Here is a 26,031-nt window from a genome sequence, read left to right as displayed (position 1 = left end):
TCATGTCTCCACCATATATTCCTTTAATTGACTCACTGCCTGGTCAAGGGCCGACCCGATTTCCGTTATGATTTGGGATAAACGTTCTAAATTATCGGTTTTCCGGGTGTTTTCCTCCAGTTTTTTATATAAGGACGATAGATGAACAGCACCAAGGTTCCCGCTGCTGGATTTCATGTAATGTGCATGGTCCCTGATAGATTTCATATCTCCATCCACCATGGCAAGGGATATTTTTTGTGTCCGTTCAGCAGCGTCCCTTAAAAATATTTTGATAATCTTGGTGAGAATATCATCCGCACCCGGGGGCTGCATACCACGGATCACATCCAGGGCCGCCGTGCAAATCCCATCTTCGTTGGGCTCAGCATCGGTATGATCTTCCTCCACCGCTGGCTGATCTATAACGCTGTCCTGCCATTCAGGCAGCCACCGACTCAAAACCGTCGCCATTTGGAATTTGCTGAAGGGTTTTGCCAAATGATCGTCCATACCGGCTTTGATACATTTCACCCGATCTCCGGCCAGGGCGTGGGCTGTCAGTGCGATAACCGGCAACTCGCCGCCGCTCCTGGAGATGCTACCCATGGCCCTGATTCTGCGGGTGGTATCATATCCGTCCATGACCGGCATCTGGCAGTCCATAAAAATTATATCGTAAGATTTATCCTTCACGGCAGCCAGTGCCTTTTCACCATTTGGGGCCAGATCCACCCTGCAGCCAAGGTTCTTCAAAATTCCGGAAGAAACTTCCTGATTAATGGTATTATCCTCCACCACCAACACCAGAGGTGCTTTTTCCGGAAGGACTTCTATTTCAGAGCGCCGGTCGTACACAACCGGGTTCGGCATTATGGAATCGGTTTCACTTGAGAATTTAACTGGGGCCACACTCTCTTGCGATACTTTCTCCAACTCAAGCTGAAACATGAATTCACTGCCGATACCGGATCGGCTTTCACATGAAATCCGGCCACCCATCAATTCCACCAGTTGCTTGGAAATGGCAAGGCCCAGTCCGGTACCTCCGAACTCCCGGGTGGTGGATTCGTCTGCCTGGGTAAAGGGTTTGAACAACCGGTCACAGACATCTTTTTCCATCCCGATTCCAGTATCCTTAACCGCAAAACCGACCTTCGTGAAGGCGTTTTTCTCTTCCAGGGTCTGGACCCGGACCCGTATTGTTCCTTTACTGGTGAATTTAAGGGCATTGGAAAACAGATTTAAAAGAACCTGGCGTATCCTTAAAGGATCGGCATTCACAAAAGGAGAACCCAGTTGCCCGATGTCTACAATCAGCGTTAATCCCTTGCTTTCGGCCTGGCCTGCGATGATGTCCACGGTCTCTCTGACCAGGCTTTCAAGGTTGCAGGGCCTTGATTCAAGTGTCAGTTTTCCGGCTTCAATTTTGGTAAAATCAAGAATATCGTTGATGATGAGCAGCAAGGAGTCCCCGGATACCTTTATGGTATTTATAAGTTTTTTTTGATCCCGGGTCAACGGGGTGTCCATCAGCAGTTCCACCATGCCCAGCACGCCGTTCATCGGGGTTCTGATCTCATGGCTCATATTGGCCAGAAACATGGATTTGCTTCGGTTGGCGGCCTGGGCCTGATGCGCCAGGGTCACTGCCCTTTCCATAGCCTTTTGGAGCTTTACGGTTCTGTCCCGGACTTGATCTTCAAGATGAATATCCCGTTCCTCGATTTTTTCCAACATCCGGTTGAATCCGGCTGCCAACTCCCCTAATTCGTCCTCGGTATCACGCGCCACCCGGAGGCTGTAATCCTTTTCTTCCGAAATTTGTCTGACCGCTTGGGTCAGCCTAATTACAGGTACGGTAAATATGCGTTGCAGGCGGCCGGCCATTACGCCGGCAAAAACCATACCTGCAAAAGCAGCCAAGGCCAGATATCCCACCCATTCAACCAGGAGACGATACAATTCCTCCATGCCCGCCTGGAGAAATAAAAATGCAATTTTCTCCCCATCCAGGATGATGGGGTGGAGTATGTTCAGTTGATGCGTTTCAACCCAGCTCATCGTTTCATTGGTTTTAAAATGATTTTTTGGAAATGAGGGGATGTTCAATGAGCGGGGATCATGAGGTTTAAGGGTATAGGAAAGTTCCACAATCATTGTACCGTCGATGCGATAAAAGGCAGACTGGTAAAGTGACGATCGTTGACCCAGGGATTCAAGGCTCTTACCCAATACCTGACGATCTTCGAACATCAGGGCGGCGGCGCTGTTATCCCCCACAATGTGGGCCAGACTGCTAAGTTCTTCCATTGCGTTGCGTTTGTAAAGGAACCACTGGGTGGCAAATACAATTAGAACGGTCAGAAAAAGCACTGCGGAACAGGCGCCTAAAATTACAATATTAAGTTTGCTTTTAATGGACGTTTTTTTCAGCCAGATATTCATCGCTCCCCCCTATTGTTTTATTTCCAGGGCCAGGGACAAGAGCCGGGAATCAAGCTCGACGCCGGCGAAACCCGGGGCTTTCAAATTGATGATGAACCGCAGCCGCTGCCGTATGGTGACCAGTTGTATGGCACCGTTGTCGTCCGCAAAGGACGGGGCATCCCCCACCGTAATAACCCTTGACGATTTCAGTGTTCTGAGAACAGGCATCCAGTTCTGGCTCGATTCCAGATAAAGCAGGTGGCAGTCATCCATGCTCTCCCCGGTTCGATACTGCCTTACCTCAATGGGACGAGAGCCGATGCGCTTTGAATTCAACAATTCTCCAATTTCCATGGGCACATCCTCCCCCAGAAGCCCGATGACCAATGCAGCGTCTTTACTTTCAAAGGCAGATTCCGGCCAACGTATGAACTTGCTGAAATTATAGAGGTAGGCCGCTCGAAGTTTATATTCTGACACGCTCAGACGCCCGGTCCAATCCTGGGCCGCGCCCACACCGGACATCAAGTGCAGACCCATGAAAACCATTACGAGCATGACGCTCGCCGTCTTTTTGATCATTTTAAAAGCGCCACGTAATTTTGGCATACAGGGTCCGTTGAATTTCCAACCGGGGTCAGGTAACTGTCGGATCTGTATTCCATATATTAATCTGTCTTCAAAAGATCAATGAGACTCTTTTTTTTGAAGAGTTGTCTCTGTGTGCCCGGCGTGTGAGACAGATCCAGCATTGGGTATGCACTATCCCTTGTCCATGCAGATCCGGGCCGCCACATTGACCGCTTCCACCCCATCGGAGGAATATTCCGCGCCGATGGATTCGGCCCACTCCCGGGTCACCACGGCGCCGCCCACCATGACCTTGCACCCAAGCCCGTTCTCCTTTGCCAGGGCAATGACCTCGGGCATGCGCACCATGGTGGTGGTCATCAGGGCTGACAGCCCGATAAGATCGGCCTTGTGGGTCTGGGCCGCCGCAACGATCTTTTCGGCCGTAACATCCTTGCCCAGATCAATCACATCAAACCCGAAATTTCTAAGCATCAGCACCACGATGTTTTTTCCGATGTCGTGGATATCGCCCTGGACCGTGGCAAAGACCAGGGTGCCTTTTTTTTTATTGGAACCTGACGCCTGAAGTGCGGGTTCAAGAACGGCAAACCCATTTTGCATAGTCTCGGCACTCGCGATGAGCTGTGGAAGGAAATACTTTCTTGCATCATAGTATTCCCCTACGGTCATGATGGCCGGGATCATCTTTTTTTCCAGCAGTTCGGACGGGGCAATTCCCATTTCAAGGGCTTGATTACAAAGCCGTTCAATATCCTCCCGTCGGCCCTCGATCACCGCTTCAACAATCTGGTCTTCCACGGGCAGATCCGTTTTCTTTTTCGCGGTTGTCTCTTTTTTCTTTTCCGTGTTTTTATCTTTGGCAAATCGCTGGATATATGACAGGGCATCCCGGTCCCGGCCGGTTAAAACATCCGAGGCCGCTTTGGTATCCATCAAAAGCTCATGGGAAGGGTTGGCAATGGCCCAGGAGAGCCCGGCACCGGCAGCCATGGCAAAAAAGGAGGCATTCACCCACCCGCGTTCAGGCAGGCCAAAGGAGATGTTGGACAACCCGAGAACCGTGCCGAACCCCTGTTGGGAGGCCCATCTGACGGTTGCAAGGGTCTCTTTGGCGGCCTGGGGATTGCTGGATACGGTCATGACCAGTCCGTCCACAACCAGGTCTTTATTTTTGTACCCATAGGCTGCAGCCCGTTCGGCAATCTCCATGACCAACTCTTTTCTTCGCTCTGCCTTGTCCGGCAATTCATTGTCGGCCAGGGGCAGCACGATGAACATGGCTCCATATTTGGCTGCCACGGGCAGAAGACGTTCAAGTTTCTCTTTTTCAGCTGAAATTGAGTTGATCAACGCCCGGCCCGGGTAATAGCGTACGGCAGCTTCCACAACATCCGGGTCCGAGGAGTCAATGACCAGGGGGAGACTGACCACCGGCACCACACTTGAAATGATATCTAATAAGGTCTGTTTTTCATCAATCCCGGGCATACCCGCGTTGATATCAAGCAGGTCAGCCCCGGCCGCGGCCTGGTCCCGGGCCAGGTTGCGCACATAGGCCATGTTCCCCGCTTTCAGCTCCCCTTGCAGAATCTTTTTCCCGGTGGGGTTGATGCGTTCACCGATAATTCTGATGGTGCTGTTTGAACCTGTAATCAGCGCCTGGGTCGCCGAGGAGAGCATGGCCGTTTCCACAGGCTTTCTTTCCAAAGGCACAAGCCCTTCCATGCTTTGGGCCAGTTTGGCTATATGCGTAGGCGTGGTGCCGCAGCAGCCCCCCATGATATTGACGCCGGCTTCGGCAAAGGGCTTGGCGAAGGTGCTGAACTCATCGGCAGCCATGGGAAAAACCGTTTCATTGTCTTTTATGACGGGCATCCCCGCATTGGGTTTGGCCATCACCGGAATCTGTACCATCTTTCGAATACGCCGGATGATGTCAAGCATCTCTTTGGGACCGGTGGAGCAGTTGACGCCCACCACATCAGCCCCTAAACTTTCAAGGGTGACGGCCATGGCCTCGGGGGTGGTGCCGTTTAAGCTGTGCCCGGTTTCATCAAAGGTCATGGAGACCATGGTAAACCCGCCGCAAATCTCTTTGACCGCAAGCAGGGCGGCCCGGCTCTCCTGGATATCAATCTGGGTTTCGATGACAAAAAGATCTACGCCGCCGTCAATCAACCCCCTGACCTGGCGTTTAAACCCCAAAACGGCCTGTTCAAAATCAAGATCCCCAAAGGGCATGATAAACCGGCCGCAGGGGCCGATATCGCCGACGATCAATGGGCGAATGCCTTCCCGTTCCGACAGTTCATCCGCCACTTTTACCGCATTTTGTGCAATCTTGCAGTTGATCTGCTCTGTTTTATCTGCAGCGCCGAACTCTTCAAGCTTCCATGGGGTGCCGCCAAAAGTGCAGGTGTAAAGCATATCTGAACCCGCCCGGGCATAGGCGCGGTAGATGTCGGCCGAGACCTCGGGATTTTCCATGGACCACAGTTCCGGGCTGACCCCCGGGGGCAGGCCGCGTTTTTGCATCTCGGTGCCGGTGGCACCGTCCAGGATAAGAATTCGTTTATTAATAATGTCCAGTATGCTTTTGTCTTTTTCCCCCATGTCGTCTCTACTCCCCCGTCACTTTTGATATACCGCAAAAAGCGGTAACGCTTTTTTCCGGCACCAGGATACAGGTTTCCGTTATGGCCACCCCAAGCGTTTCCATTTTAAGAATATGATATACATCTGCCTGGAACCGGATGTCAAAATCCCCATAACCGGCAGAAAACCGTTTTAATTTCAATGCCTTTCTTTCCCTGACCAGCTCTTTGTTGAACAATGCCATCAGCCAGTCAAACCCTTCATCGACAATTTCAGATGCCGCAGCATCCACGATCACGGCTCCGGTCATCTTTTTATCTTCCTGGAGCTGTTTAATCTCATCGGCAACCGCCTGACCGCCGGTAATGCCCATCATGAGCAACTGGTCGGCCTTCCCCAGAAACCGGCTAAACCCGGCGCTTTCAAACACCGTATCGGATCGCTCTAAAGCAACGGTTCCGTTCGCGTGATCAATCTGTATGTCCCGGATGCAGGCCGTGGCCTTGAGATGGATATGGTCTGCCGCATAGGTGATCCATTTGTCCACCTCGGACATCATCCGTTGTGAGATTTCATTTTGACGGCGCTGATACCCCAGCCTTTTCAATATCTTATACCGAGGTATTTTCAAGGGAATGTAAGGAAAGGTTCTTAACGGCTGCATGCGGATAATATACCAGTTTTTTTTTTTTATGAAAGTATTTTCGCCTGGACCGTCCGGACTAAAGAAATATGCCCGAACCGATTCTGGTACTGGCTCTTGGCCGGTTGGCTCTGGTTTATTTACAAAGTGTAAAAAAAACGGACAGGCACCCATTCCCATACAAAACTCCTTTTTGTTTATAACTATCTAAATTTTAAACAGGTTTTTTACTTTTTTTGGTTACAGTTCCGAGGCATATTTATTGCTATTTTTATTGCTATCGATTTGATGGTGTCTGAATTCATCTTTCAGATGCGCATTTTGAAACATTGATTTGATTTGAGGATAGGCAGGCAAAATGAACGTACTTTTTGTGGATGATGAAGCCGGATTTCTGGATATCATTATCAAGCGGTTCAGAAAAAGGCATATTGATGCTTCAGGAGTGCCTGACGGGGAACAGGCAATTGAACGCATTTCAGAGGGGAATTTCGATGTGGTGGTGCTGGATGTCCAGATTCCGGGCCATAGGAGCGGAATCAAGGTTCTGGAAGAGATCAAATCCCGCTGGCCGCTCATTGAGGTCATCATGCTTACAGGCCATGCCATGCTGGATGCAGCCAGGGCAGGTATGGACAACGGTGCGTTTGACTACATGGTCAAACCCGTTGATTTCGACGAATTGTATTATAAGATTATTGATGCTTACAAAAATAAATCCCTTCAGGAAACCAAATTGAAAAATAAGATGATCAATTGAGAATATTGATTATTACAACAATAAACAAAAGGAGAGTTCATAAATGATGTTTTTTAAAAACTTTGGCCGGTTCCTGTATCATGGATCCCGGGCCCACGCAGAGTGGGAAATTTCCACAGCCAATACCATCCTGAGAAGCCGGAAACGGATGATGGTATTGGGATTGCTTCTAATCCCGATACTTATCGGCGGCACTGTGTTTGCGGATCAGCTTGTGGGAGGGCTTCCCGAGTATCTTGGTGGAAAAAACGCCTACAGTCCATCTTTCTTCACCATGAAAATTTTTCTGGCCTCCATTGGTGTCGGGCTCTGTGCCGGTCTGATAACGGGTTGTATCGGAGCAGGAGGTGGGTTCATCATTGCCCCGGCCCTGATGAGCGTCGGGGTTAAAGGTATTCTGGCAGTGGGAACCGACCTGTTCCACATTTTTGCCAAAGCCATCATGGGAAGCGTTCTCCATAAGAAACTGGGGAATATTTCCGTCTCCATTGCCCTGATCTTTCTGATCGGTTCCATTGGCGGTGCAACCCTGGGCGGATGGATCAACCGGGTGTTATATGATTTCAACCCCGTCATCAGTGATGCCTTTATCACGACCATCTACGTCATTATGCTGGGCGCACTGGGCTCCTATGCCCTCATGGATTATTTAAAAGCCAGAAAGGCTCCGGGCGGGGGCGGCTCTGCCCACGGCGGCAAAGACGAAGGCTCCGAAATGGGCAGTCTTCCTATGAAACTTCAGAGCATGAGTATTCCGCCCATGGTAAGCTTTGATGAAGGACTGATCCCTGGCGGCCGCCGGATCTCTTCCTGGTTTCTGATAGCAAGCGGGTTCTTTGTCGGACTCGCCGCAGCCATCATGGGCGTGGGCGGCGGCTTTCTGACCTTCCCCATCTTTGTATACGTGCTGGGTGTCTCCTCCATGACAACCGTAGGTACGGATATTTTCCAGATTATTTTTACAGCCGGTTATTCGTCCATCGGCCAGTACGCCATTTATGGTTTTATTTTTTATACCCTTGCTATGGGAATGCTTCTGGGGTCATTGCTGGGCATACAGATAGGTGCCTTGTCTACCAAGGTTGTCAAAGGGATTACGATCCGTGGTTTTTATGCACTGTCGGTGCTTGCCGGATTTGTCAACCGGGGTTTTGCGCTCCCGTCAAAACTGTCATCCATCGGTCTAATCAAGATCCCAAAAGAAACTACGGCTGTGCTTGATACCATTGGAACATATCTCTTTTTCATTATCATTTCCATATTTGCAATCTGGGTTATCGGCACATTTGTAATGAACATCAAAAAATTAAAAGGTGAGGAGGTTTAACTATCATGGCAGCCAATAAAAAGGAGTTAGCCGGGGGTATCGGTTTGATGGCGGTCTTTCTGATTGTATTGGTCATGTTTTTCATGCCGCTTCTCAACGGAAAGAACGGTTTGGACTATCTGGACAATCTTTTTAATTCCATCTCCAAGGGATCTGCTTATTATATCCCTTCAATCAAAGAGACTATTGGTAAATCCGAGACCGGGAAAGAGATTACTGTAAAACTTTCCTATGATTCAGCTGAATTGGCAACGGAAAGCGCAGCCCTTTTCAGTAAAGCCGGTGCAACGGTCACTGAAGACGCGGAGAAATTAAACGTCACTGGAGATTTTGGTAATATCCTGCTGAATTGCCTTGAGGATTCCGATGCCTTATTCCATAACAAGGGGGATGTTCTCCAGGAAAAATACGGGATTGAAGGCAGAAAGGTTCTGTTTGACTGGTGGACCAGTCTGAAAGCCATGAAAAAGAATTTTGACAAACAGGAGCAGTTTGACAATGGCAAGACGGTTTATACGGTCATGACACGGGCGGTTGAATGCGCCTATAATTATTATAAAATTGTACCGGAAAGCATGAACAACAAACTGGGGACAGTGATGTTTTCGCTTGTTTTTTACGTGGTGTATACGCTGTGGTACGGCTACGCCATCCTGTTTATCTTTGAAGGTTGGGGATTGCAGATCGGGCATTGATTCTGTCTTCCTGCCCCCAATGACACTGTAAAAGTTTCCGGTGCCGATCGCGTGATCGGCACCGGAAACCACAAAGCCAATGAAAAAACTTATCTCTTTTTTCAAAAATTTTTTTTCAAAACCCGGACCACCTGACACGGGGCCGGATGCCGAAACCCTGAGAGTAGAATTTCAGGAACGGTATCATCATTTCAAAATGCTTTTGAATGCCAACAACAGGGCATTGGAGATCATGACGGAAATCGAACAGGCCCTTTCACTCAAGAGGCCTTTTGGCACCTCGTTTATTAGGAGCAAAAGCACTGCCATTACGGTAAGTCTTCTTCGGCTGCTTAAAAATCTGGAACAGCTCAGTGGTGGAAAATATAACGCACTTTATAAACAGTTTGATGACATCTGCCTGAACATCGAACAGATTATTGAGCAAAAAAAAGAAAGTAAAGATGAACGGTTCATTATCCCGATATCGTCTATAGACCTTACCAAGACAGATCTGGTGGGCAGTAAAATGGCAAACCTCGGAGAAATTCTAAATCTTGTCAAACTGAAGGTGCCTCCCGGTTTTACCATTACCGCTAGGGCTTATGACTATTTCCTGGAACATAACTCTCTTCAAACCGAGATTAACCGGCGATTTGTTTCTACCGATATAACGGATATGGACGCTCTTTTTGCCTTAAGCAAAGATATTCAGAAACTGATCATTGAATCCCCCCTTCCCGAGATTCTTGAAAACGAAATTCATAAGGCTTATCATGACCTTGAGCTGGAAATGGGCTCAAGGTCATTTTCTGTCGCCCTCAGGAGCAGTGCCATGGGAGAGGATTCCGCCGCAAATTCTTTTGCCGGACAATATCGGTCTGAACTCAATGTCCGCAAGGAGGAGCTCTCACAAAAATACAAAGATGTCATTGCAAGTAAATACAGCTTCACAGCCATCACTTACCGCCTTAACAAAGGGATCCGTGATGAGGACATCTTCATGAGTGCGGGTTGTATCAGCATGGTGGATGCACGTTCAGGTGGTGTGATGTACACCCGGAATCCGCTTGATGCAGGGGATGATTCAATATTTATCAACTCATCATGGGGGCTTCCCAAGGCTGTTGTTGACGGAAGTGTGGACTGTGATCTTTTTACGGTTACCCGGGATTTGTCCCCACGGATTTCATTTAAAGACATTAAGGAAAAAGGAACTCGCTTTCTGTGTAATGCTGACACCGGGGTCTGCCGTTTTGAAAATACCAATGAAACTAAGGATCAGCCTTCCATCAGTGATGCAGAGATATTGGAGCTGACAGACCTGGCCATCCGGATTGAAGGATATTACGGATCGCCTCAGGATGTTGAATGGGCCATTGATCAGTCCGGAAGCATTTATATCCTTCAATCCCGACCGCTTCAGCAGATGGAAGCCCACAGGCATAACATTCCGGAAGACACTGTTCAGGAGGCAGGAAGAAATATTCTGGCCTCAGGCGGGACGACCATCTTTCCGGGCGCTGTCAGTGGTGAAGTATTCATCCTGAACAGTCCGGACAATATGTCGAATTTTCCGAATCATGGAATCCTCGTTGTCAGCCAGGCCTTGCCGATCTGGGCCTCGCTGCTCAATAAGGCATCTGCGATCCTTAGCGAGCATGGTACCTTTGCCGGCCACTTGGCCAATGTGGCAAGAGAATTCAATGTCCCGGCCATATTCGGAATTAAAAACGTTTGCACGTTACTGAAAACCGGTGATGAGATTACGGTGGACAGCAGCCGGGTGTGTATCTACAAAGGGAAAATAGATCTCCCGGCTCAGGAGGTGATGACTGGAAAGACCAGCTTTGAGATAGGTCCGGTCTACAATATCCTTCTTCGCCTCAGCAGGTATGTTGTTCCGCTCAATCTCCTTGATCCGTATTCTCCTGATTTCAAGCCGGAAAATTGCAGAACCCTTCATGATATCACCCGGTTTGCCCATGAAAAATCCGTGGAGGAAATGTTCAGTTTCGGCAAGGATCATGATTTTTCGGAACGGTCCAGTAAACAGCTCTTCTATAAAGTCCCCATGCAATGGTGGATTTTAAACCTGGATGACGGGTTTAAAGAAGATACCCATGATAAGTACATCCGGCTGGAAAATATATCATCCATCCCCATGATGGCCCTCTGGGACGGAATCATCGCTGTTCCCTGGGCAGGCCCGCCGCCCATTGACCATAAGGGGTTGGCGGCCGTGATGTTCCAGTCCACGACAAACAGGGCACTGGAACCCGGCATGAAGTCGGCCTATACGGAACGTAATTATTTTATGATTTCAAAGAATTTCTGCAGTTTTTCCTCCCGCCTGGGGTACCATTTTTCCATCACCGAAGCCCTGGTCAGTGAAAGGGCTTTAGAAAACTATATCAGCTTCCGGTTTAAAGGCGGCGCTGCAGATACACGTCGCCGGATCAGGCGCATCCAGTTTATTGCAGATATCCTGACTGAACACCTTTTCAGGGTCGAAGTCCGTGAAGACAGCCTTGTGGCAAGGGTCGAGGGATATGAAATGGACTTTATGACGGAGCGGTTAAACATCCTTGGGTATCTGATCATGCACACCCGTCAGCTGGATATGATTATGTCCAACGAATCGGCCATCACCCGCTACCGAAAAAAAATTGATACCGATATACAAAACGTTGTGCTTGCAAAATCCTGATTATAACGGATTTGGGGGGAGGCCATTAATTCGGCTTCCTGGTCTTTCCCTATTTTTCAGGCTTCTTGACCATTGCACATGAATTCTCTGTCCTGTTTTTGGTCGCAATTTTAGGACAGGATTTAAAATGAGCCACAATATCTAATCTCCCGTTTAGATAAAGTTGCCCAGGTGCAAAGCGCAGAAAAATTTGCAATCAGTATTACAAATTTTTCTGCCATACACACGCTATTTGAAACTGCGCTCGAATAGGTCCTGCATTGCAGCGGCAGCATCGTCGGTAAGATTCCGGGTACCTGTTCCTGCAAAGTTTTTATGATGAATCACGGGGGTGGCCATCTGCCATTCATTATTCACCCAGGAAAACCAGGCCTTCCTGTCCTGTTCATAGACAAAAACCGGACGGTTGAACAGTTTGCCCAACTCCACACCCCATCCGGTGCCGCCCTTAACGGTCTTGTCCGGCAGGATCCACCCCACGGCAAAAACCTGGTATCCGTTATTGACCATATGAAAAATGGACTGGATAACCTTTCTGATTTTATTGCCTTTTGAAAAGGATCTGCCCAGACGGGCCGAGACAATATCCATTGAGATATTCCCTTTTTCAAGCGCCTCCTGGTTCAGCATCCGTATGCCTGTATCCCTTTCAATCGTATGGCCCTCAAAGGAAAAATTCACCTCCTTGACGCCGTATTTCTCTGCAAGTTTTCCAAATTCGGCTTCAGCGCCTCTGTGCCCGCCGCTGTACAGTGTAAATTGAGACGGATCATTATTCATGTTTCTTACTCCTCACATTAAATGTTCACCAGATTTAAAAAAACCGGTTTAGATTTTAATTTTCAATTGAATACGGTTTCGATAGATAGTGATCTTATATTATAAGAGTCGGTTAAGATAAGCAAGCCGGAACCTGTGTCAAGGCAGAGATTTAAAACTTAGGTTACAAACCTGCGCGGCCATGATAGACTAACGTATTTTAATTTAAAAAAAGCTTTTTCCACCATTTAATAAAGAATAAAGAGGTCATTTCTGTGAAATCAAAAGCCCTTGAAGTCAACCTTTCAGATACCCGGGCAGACGTCACCATTGATGAACGGTATCTTCTGCTTCTTGACTTTTTTAAAGGATATGTGGGTATTGTCAACCGCCTGGAAACCTTTTTAAAGGAACTGTCCCATCCCTACCGGAACTGGGCCTTCATTGTCACCGAGTCCCGGCATTTTTCCCTTCACCATTTTCATTTGTACGGCAGTGAGCCCAATGGACCAAAGGCGCTTGATTTGCTTTGTGATATTTTTAACACGGCATTTGAATCCATATCGGATCCTGAAATCAAATCCAGTGCCGCAGACAATCTCATGCAGGTTTTGCATTATATCGCCAAATCCGGTGCACAAGGCCTTCATGTATTCAATCGAACACTGACCCAAGAAATTGACCGTATTTTAGCCCTCAAGGAGTCTGATTTCTTATTCTTTGTCAACGCCTATTACCAGCCGGACGTCATGGTCAGGCTGATGATCCAAAAAAAGGCACTCCCTGACGACCCAAATTTACGATCTGCCTTAAATAGATTTTTAATTCGCTTTTTTGAGGTCTCTTTTGAATTCTGGCTCTGCCAGGAAGACCCTGTGGCCTGGATGAAAAACAATATAGATGAGTGGCGCGGCGGACCGGATATGCTCACGCTTTTAAACCCGATATCCCGGGAAAAGATTCAAAAAGAGCAACAGACCCTGGCGCAGATAAAAACCCTTCCGGCCGATGACATGAAAACCATGTCCGCTTTAATGGAACTGACCGGACACAGGGACCATATCAAACGGTTCAGGGAGATCCCCCGGCAGATTTTTTCTTTTGCCCCGGAAAAAATCTATGGAAAATATGTTAAACTGACCTTTCTATTCTATATTATTCATTCACCCGGGCTTTCCATCATACACAGGGAAGCGTTGGGAGATATTCACCGCACCCTGATCACCCTGATCGGAGAACGGGGGGATTATAAAAAAGACATCGTCATTGTTGACCAGACCTTTGCCCTGCTCAAAGAGCACAAGGGACGGTATCCGGAAACCGTGCTGGAATGCATTCATAAAATCGGGGATGCCGTATACAATACCGACGAAATTGAGCTGATCAACCATTTCATTGACCGGGCCGTGGACCATGGATTTCAGTTCCCGGATATCTCAGGAACCGGAGAAGACTGGCAGATCAAATGCAATGTGGCCCATGTGAAAAATATCCGGGTATTTCTAACCCTGGTGGCCAGGCACCCGAAAAAATCCAAACGCCTGCTCTCCGCATTGATCACCTCACTGGCCGTGGGCGGCGTGTTTATCCGGGATACGGATCTGTTCCCCCGGGATATTACCACATTCTTAAATGCCGACATCGCACCGGTGTATAATCTGGTCAAACAACTGGCCCGGCTGCTTCCCACCTTTTTCAATGAGATCGGTGCAGAAGGGGAGCTTCGGGATATTTCCACCCGCCTGGATGAATTGGTTTTCCGCAGGGACCGGCTGGTCCATTTCCTGCGCAAACAATCCCATGTGGAAAGCTCATCAAGGATCGTGGACTTTATCCGGGAAGTGATGATGTTCTGGAAAACCCTGGATAAAACACCGCTTAAACCCTATCTGCCCCCGTCCATCTATGATGAGATCTCAACCTGCGGAAAATACATTGACGGTCCCCATGCCGTGTTCCGCACCCTGGCCCGCAATAAGCTGCACACACCGGCTGATTTGCTTGGCGTCCGCAAAGCCGACATTGAGGCCATCATTGACAAGGCAGAAAACGCGACAGATCTGGACAGGGAACGGGTTAAACTGATGATCCGGTTCTACGCCCTGCTCAATGAAAAATACGGCATGGAAAACCTGGATCTTGCAAACTATGTCAATTCCCATATATCCCAGGGCCTGCCCGACCCCAAGAGCATCCTCCATGCCCTTGAAGAGACCGATCTGGAAAGCAGGATCGGGGGACTTTTGTCCTATATGGCGGAGCTGAAAAACATTATTTTGTCCAAGGAAAAATTTACCGTAAACGAATCCATTTACCACAAGCGTCACATTGCCGTTGACATCCCGTCCATGTACGGGTCATACAGTGAAGCCAAATTTGATGCCCTGGGCATGACTTTAAGACTTGAAAGCATTATCAATGTACTGTTTGAGAATTTGATCAACAGCATTGACCTGCGATTGATCACCAAACCCACCTTTGTGAAGATCTTTGCCGTTCTTAAGCTTTTCCGCCAGGCCCTGGCCCTGGACGGCATTGTATCCAACAAGCTGGATACCCAGCTGGAATTCTTAAAATACGCCATTAATATCACCACCTGCTCATTTACCCAGTACCTGGACATTTTCAAGGGATTTACCAGGGCGGTTGCCGATGCGGTAAACGACCATTTCAACAACCTGCACTCCCTGAATCTGAGCAATCTGGACAACCGTATCGGCCGGGAAAATATACTTGAAAAATACCAGCCGGAAGGATTCGGTTCAGGGGCCAATATGCCCAACACACCGACCGCTGTCAAAATGGCAAAAAAACTGGACCAGCGGGTGGCGGATATTTTTTTCCGGGACAGAATTGCCACATCCCTTGGGCTCCAGCAGCTGGATGTATTTTTAAACCGGATTTTAAATACCCTGTTCCGCCAATCCGAACGGCTGACCCAGAAAGAACTGTCAACCCTTCTCAACTACGACCCAAAGGCAGCGATCTGCTCCATTGACGCCGGGGAACTGTTCAGCAACAATATCATCTATCTGGGAAATAAGGGGTTGAACCTGATCGAACTTAAGCGCCTGGGGATTAAAGTCCCCAACGGGTTCATCATCACCACCGAGGTGTTCAAGTGTCTGGATCTCATTGACAACTACATTCCGGCATCAAAGAATTTCCAGCAGCTGGTGGCCGATATGCTTGAGCAGCTTGAAACGACCGAAGGTAAAAAATTCGGGGACCCGGAAAATCCTTTGCTGCTCTCTGTCCGCTCGGGATCGTCCATTTCACAGCCCGGGATGCTGGATTCATTTTTAAACGTAGGCATTAATGAACAAATTGCCGAAAGTCTGGCGGAAAAGTCGGGAAACCCCTGGTTTGCATGGGACTCGTACCGCAGATTTATCCAGGCCTATGGCATGGTTTACGGCATCCAGAGAGACCGGTTTGACGACATCATCAAAAACCATAAGGAAAAGGCCGACATCCCCTTCAAACGGTACTTTACAGGAGAGCAGATGCGCGACGTGGCCATGGCGTACAAGCAGCTTTTACTGGAACAGGGCATCAAATTAGTGGAATCTCCCATGGACCAGTTATTTTTGTCCATTAAAAAGGTGTTTGCGTCCTGGAACTCCAAACGGGCCAAAAGTTACCGCAATATCATGGGGATCTCCGATGACTGGGGTACGGCTGCGACGGTTCAGACCATGGTATTCGGCAACCAATCCAGGGAATCCGGGTCCGGGGTGGTGTTTACCCACAGCCCCAAACTGCCCGGAGACGCGATCCGCCTGTGGGGGGATTTTACCATTGGCAACCAGGGGGAAGATGTGGTATCGGGTTTAGTGAAAACCCTGCCCATATCCGAACTTCAAAGGGAGATGGAAGGCAGGGACGAAAAAATCAGTTTAGAGGAGCGGTTTCCTCTGGTTTATAAAAAGTTGAAAGCCATTGTCCTGCAGTTGATTTACGAGGAAGGGTGGAATCCCCAGGAGATGGAATTTGCCTTTCAGGGGCAAAAGGCTGAAGATGTGTTTATTCTCCAGGCCAGGGACCTGTCTTTACGGGATAGAAAAAAAGTCAAACGGTTTGATGCTGCGCCGGACAAGCTTGAAAAAATCCAATTAGGCCAGGGAATCGGTGTGTCCGGAGGTGCCATGAGCGGCAGAATCGTATTTTCCCTCGAAGAGATCGACGGCTTCAGACGGCAGGATCCCGACAGCAGCCTGATTTTGATTCGCAATGACACCGTGCCCGACGATATCCTGGAGATTGATGCGGCAGACGGCATTTTAACCGCCAGAGGGGGACTGACTTCCCACGCTGCCGTGGTGGCATACAATCTTGACAAAACCTGTGTGGTGGGGTGTAAAAATCTGGTCTGCAACGAAGAGACGGGCTTTTGTGAGCTCAATGGTGTAAAAATGAATACAGGGGATTTCATCAGTCTGGACGGCCATAAAGGCATCGTCTACCAGGGACAGATGAAAATCAGCAACCATTTAACCTCAATCTAATAAAAGGCAGGAAATATGAGTACAGAGAGATCAAAGATCCTGGGCATTAACGGACTTGGAAGAATTGGAAAGCTGACGTTATGGCACCATGCCGGCAGAAAATTTTTTAACGAAATCGTCATCAATGTGGGCAGAGAGGTCGGCACCGGCATGGATGATCTCATCCATTACATTGAACGGGATTCCACATACGGTCGTCTGGAGGCATTTATACACGGCTTTAGGGCAGAACCCGTTATCACGGATGTGGATCCCGGTTCCGGCACGTTTATGGTGAATGGGGTAAAAGTAAAAATCCTTTCCACAGACCGCAATCCAAAAGATATCGCATGGGCGCAGAATAATGTGGAGCTGGTGGTGGATACCACGGGCCAGTTTCTTGATCCCAATCTCGAATCAGATGCGCCAAAGGGATCCATCCGCGGACACCTGGAGGCAGGGGCCAGGAAAGTCATTGCCTCTGCACCCTTTAAACTCAAACAAGGTGCCGTGATTCCCGATGATGCCGTCACCACGGTCATGGGCATCAACGATAAAGATTTTAACCCTGTGCGCCACTGTCTGATTTCCAATGCATCCTGCACCACCACTTGTCTTGCCCACATGATCAAGCCATTGATGGATGCGTTTGGCGTGGATCGTTTGCTCTCCGCATCCATGGCCACGGTTCATGCGGCCACTGGCTCACAGCAAGTACTGGACCGTCTGCCCCAAGCCGGAAAAACCGATCTGAGAAAAAACCGGTCCATCATGAATAACATCATTTTAACCACCACAGGTGCGGCCAAGGCATTGCAGCAGGTTATCCCGGAAATGGCCAATATCGGTTTCATTGCCGAGTCCGTGCGTATCCCCACCGCCACCGGATCTTTGATCATTCTGGTCATCAACCTGCAGGAAGAACTGGATAAGCCCCCGGTCAGAAGGGACCTGATCAACCAGATCTATCAAGACACGGCCCAAAAACAGTCCGACGGTTATCTGATCTTTACAGAGAAACAGAACGTCTCCTCGGATATCATTGGTACTCCCAGGGCCGCGGCAGTCATTGAGGGTCATGAAACCCATACCCGCACGGCCTGCCTTTCCATTAATCCCAAGCACATGCAGGGCATTGACAAAGATGTGCTGGAAAATATCAAGGATCGTGTCTGCGCCATCCAGGTCACCCAGGCAGTCATTTATGGATGGTACGACAATGAAATGGCGTCCTATGTAAACATGCTGGGGGAGAGAACCGTGACCGTTGCCGAGTCCATGGAATAACAGCCGTGGGCCGGCCCGGCCTGTGAAAAACAGTTTAACCACGGAAGACACAGAAATCACAGAATTCTATCTTCCATGCCTTCTGTGATTTCCGTGGTTAAAAAAATAAAGGGCATCCTAAGGGCGAAACCAGCCAGCCCAAAAACAAGGTGATAAGGATAACACTGCCGGCAATGGCGGGGATATAATTTTCCATTTTCATGACAACGCCCCCCTCGCATGATACGATCTCTTAATTTTTAACGGTTTCCACCCCACAATGCTTCTGTTATTCAATGCTGCTTTCGGATAAGTCCGGGCGAGCTTAAATAGACAGAATGCTCTCCTCTTTGAACTTCAATATGTTACTTTCTTTGATGCGAAAATAAATGTGAATAAGGCGGCTTAAATCTCGCTAACTTTTTTACAAAGTTTACCAGATGCCCCCATGCTATAAAATATTTTCACCTTAGTCTTGATAATTGGTCTTTTCAATAGTATGTGATTTCCACATTAGTTTGGTAACATAATTTTTAAACCTAAAATTCAATATACTGCGCCTATGGATCTTTTAAAAAAATTTGGGGAGAGGAAGCATAAATTTAGAGATCCAATCTATGGATTCATCGAGCTGAATGATTCAGAACTCAAAATTATTGATACCCCAATTTTTCAAAGACTGAGAAGGGTGCATCAACTTGCACTGACCAAATATGTTTATCCTTCCGCAGAGCATTCAAGATTTACCCACTCTATGGGGGTGTTGCAAGTTGCAACAGAAATTTTTTTAAATATTTACAGACATAGTGACCATGGCCTTTTGTCAAAAGAGGCAGGTGACCCTATAGGTGATATTGCCAAAAAGCTTCAAATCCTGAGGTTTGCAACATTATTACATGATATTGGTCATCTTCCCTTTTCACACGCAGCTGAGAAGCTAATTCTTCAACAGAAAGCTTCTCATGAACAATTAGGACAACATATCATTAAACATTACCCTCCGATCAAGGAAGCGATTGAAGAAAGAGGAATCGACACCAAAATAGTCGCTATGCTACTTGATGATAAGCCTTTAGCTGAATATTTTATTTTGAAGAATATTGTTTCGGGACAATTGGATGCGGACCGGGCAGATTATCTTCTCAGAGATTCTTATACTTGTGGAGTGAAATACGGAGAATATGACTATAAACGATACATTCAGTCGTTTTTCCTAAAAGAAAACAAAAATGGACAACCCCAGTTATGTATCGAAGAAAAGAATATTTATCTTGTTGAAGCGTTTCTAATGGCGCGCTATCATTATAATCTTCAAGTTCCATATCACAGAACACGTTCTGGCTATGATATTGCTCTTAAGAAGTATATTGAACATCTAAAAGGGGAAAACCGCTTTCCTGAATTTGTCATATTCGATGAAAACAATAATATTAATTCCTTGGATTTTGAACAATTCGAACTATTTGATGATTATAGTATTTTTGAAATGATTAAAACTGATTATAAAAGTGATGGAAATATCTGGGCAAAAATGTTAATGCGTCAGGAACATCTTCTTCCAGTTTTTGATCATATCAAAACGATTGGGGGGGATAATTTTCTTCCGTACAAAAGCATTCTCAGAGATTTGAAAGACAACGGTTTAAAGGAAGAACACGATTTTTTCCGGTTTGAAAAAACATTAACTGTTTCAAAACTGTTGCAAAAAAGAGATGATGAAGGTGATGATAAATTCCCTCTTGGGTTAATTATCAATGACAGACCAGAACCAGGAAACATTATGGATTACTCCAATATATTGAGCCAACTTGGAAAGCCAATAGAAATTTTTAGAATTTACGCCTTGAAAGAACATAAAGAGACAGCCCTTGAATTAAGCAAGAAAGCTTTTACATTTTTTTCAGAATTAAACGATGCATAATAATTAAGGAGGAATAAATGAAAAAAGCACTATTAAAACATGTCCTTTCTTTGATGAAGCAAAAAAGAATCCCTCTAACAAAAATAAACATTCAAAAAATAGTTCATTTTTTAAAAGAAACTGGTACGCCACTCACATACAAATTTGAGCCATATAATTATGGACCATACTCTTCTGAACTGAAGGTTGAGTTAGGGGGGCTTCTACTATGGGAAGAATTGTCAGTAAATGGGAATGAATATATTATCAACGATACTTTTAAGTTGGATGAAGATATAGATCAAGGTACGGTCGATTCAATATCTGATCGATTGGATGCTTTTAAAAAGGCTGTTAACGGGGATTTCTCTTTTGACTCAATGGAGATAACCGGTACGGTCATTTATTGCAATCAGGCGCTAAAAAATGTAGGGATACTCCCTAATGAACAGGAAGTATTAAAAGAATTCAAAAATTGGAAAGGCCAACGATATGCTGATGAGCGCATAACAAGGGCTTATTCTCAAATCAGTCCTCTTCTCAATTAGAAAACTATACCAGGAAGCTCATCTACCCTCCCTTGGCCATTTTTTCCATTCCCCAGCCGCTCTCTCAAAATTTTGAAGCACGGATTTATTAGCAACGATAGTAATATCGTTGCTATCTTTTCTTTTCAGAGTTGGAAACGATAACAGGTTAATTTATAGATGAAAGTTAGTCAAACTCAACCTACACAATAAGAAAGCAATCATGGTATCTATAAACGCTGTTAAGCTCGTTATTGAAGGCGTTGGCTACTTCTGTTATTGAATACCGCTTTGAATTAGCTTGGGCGAATATAGATACCATAATGGGGGGGATTGGCTCCCGGTTAACTCAGGAGGCCTCCAAGAGGAAATCAAGATGAATACAAAAATTATTTTGAGGATTAAAATCTGGTAAGCGGTTAGCAAACCCCATCTACAAATCGTTAGCGTGCCATGAGAAGATGAGCCATCTTTTAATTAGCGGAGGTTCATCATATGTCAAAAGCAAACAAGAAAAATCAAAAGCGCACCCAATTCTGGAAGCACCATATTAAACAATGGTCTGAATCCGGCATGTCACAGAATGCATACTGTAGGCAACATGACTTAAGGCCCAACCAGTTTACATACTGGAAAAGCAAATTCAAAAACCAGACCCTTTTTCCAGAATTCGTTCAGCTCCCTTCAACACAAAGCACCCAGGTTCTAAACCTTTCTGAGCAAAAAGGATTAAGGCTGAATATAGATAACCGATTTCAGATCGAAATACCGGATGGATTTTCCCAGACAACCCTGGCCCAGGTACTCCAAGTATTGGGGAGGTGCTGATGTTTTCTCCCACCCAGAATTTAAAAATTCATATTGCACTTGGGAGCACTGATATGCGTAAATCCATTGATGGGTTATCCATACTTGTGAGTGAAACATTGAATTTAGATCCATTCTCAGGACACATGTTTGTATTCTGTAATCGGAAACAGAATATATTGAAAATCCTGTATTGGGATCGTAATGGATTCTGTCTCTGGCACAAGAGGCTGGAAAAGGATTGTTTTCAATGGCCCAAGTCAAAAAATGAGATTTTAACCATTGGCGCAAAAGAACTTTCCTGGCTAATGGACGGGCTCTCAATTCATCAGGAAAAAGCACATAAGCCATTAAAATATTACGGCTGTTTTTTGAAGAAAAAACTGTCAAAAACCGGGTGGTTATGGTATATACAACGCATGAATCAAGAGGCTTTTGCGAACATAAATGACGTTGAGAAATTAAAAGAAATAATGGCTTCTTTTGTCAGTGATTTTTCAGACAGAGAACACAATTATAAAGCCGAAATAAAAATTCTCAACGAGCAGATTAAAAGCCTTCTGGACCGACTTTTTGGCAAAAAGACAGAAAAAATTAATAAGGATGACGGTCAACGCTCCCTTTTCGATACTTTTGAACCGGATACTCCCATATTAGACGACGAGCCCGAAGAAATCAGTGTGCCTGCCCATAAGGGGAAAAAAACAGGGCGCAAGCCTTTGCCTGCAAACCTTCCACGGGTTGAAGTGATCCACGATCTGAGCGAGGAAGAAAAAACATGTGGCTGTGGTTGCATGAAATCGCGTTGTGGCCAGGAAGAATCTGAACAGCTTGAGATTATTCCGGCACAGATGAGAGTGATCAAGAATATCCGTTATAAATACGCATGTAAAAACTGTGAAGGTGTTGAAGATGACGGCCCGACAGTGTCCATTGCCAGAATGCCGGAACAAATGATCCCCAAAAGCATTGCAACCCCAGGACTTCTGGCTCATATCCTGACCGCCAAATTTGCAGATGCCTTGCCTTTCTACCGGCAGGAAAAACAGTTTCACCGAATTGGAGTAGACATTCACAGATCAAATATGTGCAATTGGGCAATAAAAGTGGCCCAGGGCTGTGAGATCCTGCTGGAATTCATGAAGGGTGAAATCCTTAACGGTCCAGTGATCAATATTGATGAAACAACTGTCCAAGTTCTGAAAGAACCGAAACGGTCAAAATGCTATATGTGGGTGTTCAAAGGAGGAACACCGGACAATCCCATTATTCTGTTCCAGTATCACCCAACTCGATCCGGGGATGTTGCCCGTAATTTTTTGAACGGCTATCAGGGTATTGTCCAAACGGATGGTTATGGCGCATATGACTTTCTTGATCATATTGAGGGAATCATTCATGTTGCCTGCTGGATACACGCACGTCGAAAGTTCATGGAGGTGGTCAAAGCTGCCGGGAATAAAGACGGCAAACCGACAGGAATCTCCGGCAAAGCCCCTGAAGTACATCAGCAAATTATACAAAATAGAGAGAGAGGCCAAAGAACTTGGTTTGTCTGCTGATGGACTTTACCGGAAAAGGCAGGAACAAGCCTTGCCTATCCTTGATGAATTTAAAAAATGGTTGGATGCTCAAGTTGAGAAGGTGCCCCCCAAAAGCCTTCTTGGCAAAGCCATCAACTACACCCTTAATCAATGGCATCGGCTGGTCCTGTATACGGAAAGTGGTCTGGTAATGCCCGACAATAATGTGGTTGAAAATGCAATAAGACCCTTTGTGGTCGGTAGAAAAAATTGGTTATTTTCGTGTACATCCGAAGGCGCCAGGGCCAGTGCCTGCATTTACAGCCTAATCGAAACCGCCAAGGCCAATGGACTTGAACCTTATTGGTACCTCAAATTTCTTTTTGAAAATTTACCGGAAGCCATGACGGAAGACGAATTTAAAGCTTTGATGCCACAAAACGTGGATAAAAACTTGCTGGAAAACTATACAACACCCCGATAGGCTTAAAAAGGTGTGGTTCATACACCGCTTACAAAATCTGCATCCAACACCGTCATCGGCAAAATTTGCGGTTTTCGGGCGGGCACTATCGGTAATCTTTATAATTGAGATTATACCGGGCAGCCTTATAAGAAAATTTTCTTACGGTGATGTTGATCAATTTGGCAGCCTTGTTAATATTGCCCCGGGTATTTTTCAGGGCATCCATAAGGATTTCCTTTTCAAGGCTTGCCACGGCATCTTCAAGCGACAAGGGAAGGGTTTTGGACCTGGTTCCGGTCTGAAGGGTTGCCGGCAGGTGGTAGGAGTGAATGGCGCCTTCGTTGCATAGAATAACAGCCCGTTCAATGCAGTTTTCAAGCTCCCGGACATTGCCCGGCCAATGGTATTCCATCATCATGTCAATGGCCGGCGTAGTGATGCGTTTAATCTCCTTGCCATGCGCCTTTATGTATTTTTCCAGAAAATGATCGGCCAGAAGAATAATGTCTGTTTTCCGCATGCGAAGGCTGGGGATGTAAATGGGAAATACATTGAGCCGGAAATAGAGGTCGTCCCTGAATCTACCCTGCTGGACCATCTCCTCCAGATTGGCGTTGGTGGCGGCCACGATCCTGACATCCGTCTTGATGGGCTTGTACCCGCCCACCCGCTCAAATTCCTTTTCCTGGAGTACCCGTAAAAGCTTTACCTGGGCACCGAGATCCATGTTGCCGATCTCGTCCAGAAAAATGGTACCTGTATTGGCGACCTCAAATTTACCTTTTTTTGTGAAGGATGCGCCGGTAAATGCCCCTTTTTCATGGCCGAACAGCTCGCTTTCAATGAGATTTTCCGGAATAGCCGCGCAGTTGATCTTGATAAAGGGATTCTGGTTGCGCTCTGAGTTGTAATGGATGGAATTGGCCACCAGCTCCTTGCCCGTGCCGCTTTCACCGCGGATCAATACGGTTGCCGAAGAGGAGGATACCTGGGAGATCATCTGGAGTACTTCACGCATCTTGTTGGAATTGCCGATTATATTGGAAAAACTGTACTTGTTCTCCAGCTCTGATTTCAGCCGGAGGTTCTCGGTTTTCAACTGCTCTTTTTCCACCCGGATGGTTTCAATGTTGATGACGTGATGGGCAACCATGGTTGCCACCACGGCGAGCAGTTTTTCGCCATTTTCAAGGGAGCGTTTGCCTTCATAGGGGCGGTCCGCACTGATGGCACCGACCACGCGACTATCTTTTTTTATGGGTACGCAAATAAAGGAGTAATCCTGCCCCTGGGTAAGATTCCTGGAATGGGTTTTATCCAGAAACAGTGGTTCTTCACTGATTCTTGGCACCACGGCAGGTTTACCGGTCTGGATCACTTTACCGATGATACCTTCCCCGGGCAGGTATTTGATCTGTTTGGTTTTGTCTTCGGAAATGCCGTGGGCCATTTCAATGCGGATTTCGCCGGTTTCAGTATTTGTCAGAAAAATGATTCCTCGGACAAGATTCAGTGATTCAGACAGAACACTTAAAACCTTGAACAGGGATTTTTTCATGTCCATGTGCTGGTTTAATGATTGGCTGATTTCGTATAACAGAGAAGTTTCTTCAATCGACTTCATAAGGAGGGTGTCCGCATCAATATTTTTGCTTTTATTTCCATCTTTTCATTTTATCTCTTAGTTGCAGGAAAACCGTTGTTTCTGCAGTAACTAAAATTGCTTAACGGAAATACCGTTTTATGGCGTAAAAATCAAATGAAAAAATACAATTTTGAATTTTTTAATCCTGTTATATACTCGAGAGTCGTAAGCTTTTTCAAAAAAAAGTGACATTTAAAAATGGAAAGAGCATTTTAGGCCTTTTAACGCCTTGAACAACCAAATTCAAACAAAAAAGGACCCAAAATTCTCAAATATATTTATCAGACTCTACGATTTTTCCGCAATGCTTTTTCAAGAAATATTACCTGGCTCATGTTTTGTATGGTAGTTCTTGGGTTTATCGGAGCATCTGAAATGATTGGTGTTACATCGTTTTGTCGATTCTGGGGCCTGAACACAACTGGCTACCATGCATTTATCCATTTCTTTCGGGCATCAACATTCAGAAACCCAAAGCAAGCCATCCTATTTCCGTGGTCATTGCTGGGGGGCCATAGGAATGCTGATTGGATCTATGGCTTCTCCTTTTTGTATACCGTTATCTCTTAAAATCCATCAAGGACTCATTCACGTAAATGATGGGAACTGCTCTGAGGAAACCAGAAATACGCTGGGAAACAGGATTATTCAAATGGCGCTAAATTTTGCGATGAAGCATAATATCCGCAGCGTCCTTACTCTGGACGCTTTTTTCCCCCAGTGCCGATCTCTTCAAACTGGCCGGTTCGGTGTTCTCTGTACAGTATCAATCGCCACTGATTACGTTGATTATAAGAGCCAAAAAGAACTGTGTGGCCTATTTCGAAGCACAGATACCTCAAAAAAAGCCCGGGTAGACCACCAGAGTATGGTGAAAAAGTACGGTTATTAGAGCTATTTGATCATCAACACCTATTCTCAAAAATCTAATGCACAATT

The 26,031-nt window shown here is 46.4% G+C and carries 15 protein-coding genes and 2 pseudogenes; 11 read left to right on the top strand and 6 right to left on the bottom strand.

The window, feature by feature from the left end:
* The 4 genes from DESPODRAFT_RS00320 to DESPODRAFT_RS00305 all read right to left on the bottom strand — a co-directional run bounded on the left by DESPODRAFT_RS00320 (position 1) and on the right by DESPODRAFT_RS00305 (position 6,262).
* A complete protein-coding gene (locus DESPODRAFT_RS00320; protein WP_004070440.1) occupies positions 1-2,427 on the bottom strand; it encodes an ATP-binding protein in 2,427 nt (808 codons plus the stop codon).
* Between the two features lie 9 nt (positions 2,428-2,436).
* Positions 2,437-3,018 carry a YfiR family protein gene (locus DESPODRAFT_RS00315; protein WP_004070439.1) on the bottom strand — a complete coding sequence of 194 codons (582 nt, stop codon included), beginning with the start codon at positions 3,016-3,018 and terminating at the stop codon, positions 2,437-2,439.
* Between the two features lie 153 nt (positions 3,019-3,171).
* The gene (locus DESPODRAFT_RS00310; protein WP_004070438.1) at positions 3,172-5,616 is read right to left on the bottom strand and encodes a homocysteine S-methyltransferase family protein; all 2,445 of its coding nucleotides are present in this window, start codon (positions 5,614-5,616) and stop codon (positions 3,172-3,174) included.
* 7 nt (positions 5,617-5,623) lie between these two features.
* Complete coding sequence (locus tag DESPODRAFT_RS00305) at positions 5,624-6,262, bottom strand: hypothetical protein (protein WP_157488377.1); 639 nt, start codon at positions 6,260-6,262, stop codon at positions 5,624-5,626.
* 337 nt (positions 6,263-6,599) lie between these two features.
* On the opposite strand from DESPODRAFT_RS00305, the gene DESPODRAFT_RS00300 reads away from it, so the two are divergent.
* The 4 genes from DESPODRAFT_RS00300 to DESPODRAFT_RS00285 all read left to right on the top strand — a co-directional run bounded on the left by DESPODRAFT_RS00300 (position 6,600) and on the right by DESPODRAFT_RS00285 (position 11,712).
* Complete coding sequence (locus DESPODRAFT_RS00300) at positions 6,600-7,001, top strand: response regulator (RefSeq protein WP_004070436.1); 402 nt, start codon at positions 6,600-6,602, stop codon at positions 6,999-7,001.
* A gap of 43 nt (positions 7,002-7,044) precedes the next feature.
* The gene (locus tag DESPODRAFT_RS00295) at positions 7,045-8,328 is read left to right on the top strand and encodes a sulfite exporter TauE/SafE family protein (protein WP_004070435.1); all 1,284 of its coding nucleotides are present in this window, start codon (positions 7,045-7,047) and stop codon (positions 8,326-8,328) included.
* A 5-nt stretch (positions 8,329-8,333) separates the two neighbouring features.
* Positions 8,334-9,023 carry a hypothetical protein gene (locus DESPODRAFT_RS00290; protein ID WP_004070434.1) on the top strand — a complete coding sequence of 230 codons (690 nt, stop codon included), beginning with the start codon at positions 8,334-8,336 and terminating at the stop codon, positions 9,021-9,023.
* A gap of 79 nt (positions 9,024-9,102) precedes the next feature.
* Positions 9,103-11,712, top strand: coding sequence for a PEP/pyruvate-binding domain-containing protein (locus DESPODRAFT_RS00285; RefSeq protein WP_004070433.1), 2,610 nt, complete (start codon positions 9,103-9,105; stop codon positions 11,710-11,712).
* A gap of 228 nt (positions 11,713-11,940) precedes the next feature.
* Here DESPODRAFT_RS00285 and DESPODRAFT_RS00280 read toward each other — a convergent pair whose 3' ends face one another.
* On the bottom strand, positions 11,941-12,492 hold the full coding sequence (locus DESPODRAFT_RS00280; RefSeq protein ID WP_004070432.1) for a hypothetical protein: 552 nt from the start codon (positions 12,490-12,492) through the stop codon (positions 11,941-11,943).
* A gap of 254 nt (positions 12,493-12,746) precedes the next feature.
* Between DESPODRAFT_RS00280 and DESPODRAFT_RS00275 the strand changes: the two genes are divergently transcribed.
* The 7 genes and pseudogenes from DESPODRAFT_RS00275 (at position 12,747) to tnpC (ending at position 23,465) form a co-directional block, all read left to right on the top strand.
* Positions 12,747-16,979, top strand: coding sequence for a PEP/pyruvate-binding domain-containing protein (locus DESPODRAFT_RS00275; protein WP_004070431.1), 4,233 nt, complete (start codon positions 12,747-12,749; stop codon positions 16,977-16,979).
* Between the two features lie 15 nt (positions 16,980-16,994).
* Positions 16,995-18,245 carry a type I glyceraldehyde-3-phosphate dehydrogenase gene (locus DESPODRAFT_RS00270; protein WP_004070430.1) on the top strand — a complete coding sequence of 417 codons (1,251 nt, stop codon included), beginning with the start codon at positions 16,995-16,997 and terminating at the stop codon, positions 18,243-18,245.
* Positions 18,246-18,786: 541 nt separating this feature from the next.
* Positions 18,787-20,145, top strand: a complete 1,359-nt coding sequence (locus DESPODRAFT_RS00265) for an HD domain-containing protein (RefSeq protein ID WP_004070428.1) — start codon at positions 18,787-18,789, stop codon at positions 20,143-20,145.
* Between the two features lie 17 nt (positions 20,146-20,162).
* Positions 20,163-20,672: a hypothetical protein gene (locus tag DESPODRAFT_RS00260; protein ID WP_004070427.1), complete on the top strand. Its 510-nt coding sequence runs from the start codon at positions 20,163-20,165 to the stop codon at positions 20,670-20,672.
* A gap of 474 nt (positions 20,673-21,146) precedes the next feature.
* Entirely contained in the window at positions 21,147-21,479 is a 333-nt protein-coding gene (tnpA, locus tag DESPODRAFT_RS00255; RefSeq protein ID WP_004070426.1) for an IS66 family insertion sequence element accessory protein TnpA, read from the top strand.
* Positions 21,479-21,784, top strand: a pseudogene (tnpB, locus tag DESPODRAFT_RS21955) (IS66 family insertion sequence element accessory protein TnpB); the annotation flags it as partial. The gene tnpA and the pseudogene tnpB, both read left to right, overlap by 1 nt.
* A gap of 93 nt (positions 21,785-21,877) precedes the next feature.
* Positions 21,878-23,465: pseudogene (tnpC, locus tag DESPODRAFT_RS21950) on the top strand (IS66 family transposase).
* An 85-nt stretch (positions 23,466-23,550) separates the two neighbouring features.
* On the opposite strand, the gene DESPODRAFT_RS00245 reads toward tnpC, so the two are convergent.
* Complete coding sequence (locus tag DESPODRAFT_RS00245) at positions 23,551-25,071, bottom strand: sigma-54 interaction domain-containing protein (protein ID WP_004070412.1); 1,521 nt, start codon at positions 25,069-25,071, stop codon at positions 23,551-23,553.
* Between the last annotated feature and the right edge of the window lie 960 nt (positions 25,072-26,031).

Origin of the sequence: Desulfobacter postgatei 2ac9, assembly GCF_000233695.2 — a bacterium.
GTDB lineage: Bacteria > Desulfobacterota > Desulfobacteria > Desulfobacterales > Desulfobacteraceae > Desulfobacter > Desulfobacter postgatei.
The sequence above is the reverse complement of the archived record's forward strand: the minus strand, read 5'-3'. Positions and strand labels throughout refer to the sequence as shown.